Genomic DNA, 1,935 nt, shown 5'->3' on the forward strand with positions numbered 1-1,935 from the left:
TCAAAAAACATTCGTTTTTGCGTTTTTTCCTGATTTCTCAAGGGTCACAGTTCAGAAATAATCCCCAATTTCTGCGGACAACTCTTGGGATAAAATAGGCCAACTTTGTAAGCTAAAACTTACGCAGATTTAAGGTTTTTGCGGATTGGTAATCAAAGGCATTAGCCCTATGATGAATACATAAGGGAACTGGATGTTTCCAGAAAACAAGAATAAGAAAATAGCGCAAGGAATGGGCAGCACGAGATCAGTAAGATTAGCAACCCGATATGAAAAAGCCCGACAGGATGTCGGGCTTTTTTATGTCTTGAATCTGGATTTCGTATAAGAGATTTTATGTTAAATAAAAGGAAAAAGTGCTTTTAAAAGATTACAGACTAGTAACTAAATTAATTTGATCTAATATTTTTTTGCAGTTTTCAATAGATTCCTTAGCTGATATTTCTGTCACTTTATCCTCTAACTTATAATCTGCAATAATACGTAATTGATGGAAGCTAACTAGTCGATATGCTATAGCTTTCAATTGTTTATTTGCCGGACGTAATTCTATTAAAGTCTGCCGTAAGGATGCATGAGTTCCACCTTTATAGGCATTCACAGGAATGCCTAAGGAATTGGATTTTTCATTAAGTTTATGAAATGCACAGTAATAACTACGGCTTATTATCTGACGATAATCAATTTCTGAAATTGGAGTAATAGAAATGATTTTTTGTGCAAAATTTAAAAATTCTATGCTATCCACGACTATCCTAATTCATTGCTTTTAAAATTTTCAGCCGTAAATATTATAGGATATTTAATAAGCTCTTCATACTCATAACTATCTAATAAGTCTAAAAATTTATCATTCATACCATCATTTAACAGCATAACTGTTTCTAGATCCAAATCGGTATTGAATAGTATTGTAGAAATTTGACTATCATTCACTTCTATAAATCTATTAACTTGATTATTACAGTGTGTGAAGAAGACAGAAAAAGCTACTTTCAATACATCTCTATACAAATCGAGATTTAGATTTGTATTTTCTATAATTTCTTGACGCGTCTCATTTAAGCTTAATAATTCTTGTTCATAGAATTTTTTCTTATTGTCATCTAAAGACTTCATATTAGTTAGCCTTTGATCATTAATATAATAAATTTTACATAAATTAAAGAACGATTCAAAATATGATGGATTATTACTTAACTCAAAAGCTTTCCAATAGGAATCAATTGCTTCTGAGTACTTTCCAGCATGTCCTAAAACATTAGCTATGTTTGAGTAGATCATAGCCTGATAGCCACAATCTTTTGTAAGTAATAATATAGATTTAAATATATTTATAGCTTCATCATGCTTATTTTCATAAGCAGCTATTGTGCCTAAAATAGCTTTATATTTGCATATATCTATACTACGAACCTTTTCCGCATCTCTTTTCCATGATTGAATTTTAAAGACACTAGATGTTTTCCTAACATTAGAGAACATAGCATCAAAAATGCTTTTATCAATAGTTTGAGGAGATATCATAGTCGATTAGGAATTCCATTTTTAATGCGCGGGTATAGTACAATATTTTGCTTTACTGAGTTACTAATTTTAGGTGGGTCATAAATTTATACTTCAAAAATAAAGGATTAGATCGAAAAATACTATTTTTTTTACTAAATATCATCCATTTCTATACTAAACACTTGGTTGTCATTTTTCTACAATTAATAAAATACTGATTAGTTGAATTAATTTAGATAAGAAAAAACCCCGGCATCCTGCCGGGGTTTTTCGTATTGGTTCGCTCGGTATAACTCCTGTCGTACCTTACAGTCCTTGTGCTTATCTATTGTTATTCTTGTATGGAGCTTCCTGCTCTCTATGTGCCCATCATATGAAATTTCCACTATCTGGCATAGCAGCAAAGGGCCGAGATTAATGTGAGCC

The 1,935-nt window shown here is 31.3% G+C and carries 2 protein-coding genes; both read right to left on the reverse strand.

What is annotated here, in order from left to right:
- Positions 1–370: 370 nt before the first annotated feature.
- Positions 371–748, reverse strand: coding sequence for a hypothetical protein (locus FTV34_RS17170; protein WP_179997592.1), 378 nt, complete (start codon positions 746–748; stop codon positions 371–373).
- Between the two features lie 2 nt (positions 749–750).
- Positions 751–1,527 carry a tetratricopeptide repeat protein gene (locus FTV34_RS17175; protein WP_092768988.1) on the reverse strand — a complete coding sequence of 259 codons (777 nt, stop codon included), beginning with the start codon at positions 1,525–1,527 and terminating at the stop codon, positions 751–753.
- Positions 1,528–1,935 lie beyond the last annotated feature (408 nt).

Origin of the sequence: Acinetobacter sp. YH16038, assembly GCF_013417275.1 — a bacterium.
GTDB lineage: Bacteria > Pseudomonadota > Gammaproteobacteria > Pseudomonadales > Moraxellaceae > Acinetobacter.

Excerpts from the sequence above, each read along its gene's own strand:
- FTV34_RS17175 (WP_092768988.1), bottom strand. The coding sequence starts at position 1,527 with ATGATATCTCCTCAAACTATTGATAAAAGCATTTTTGATGCTATGTTC.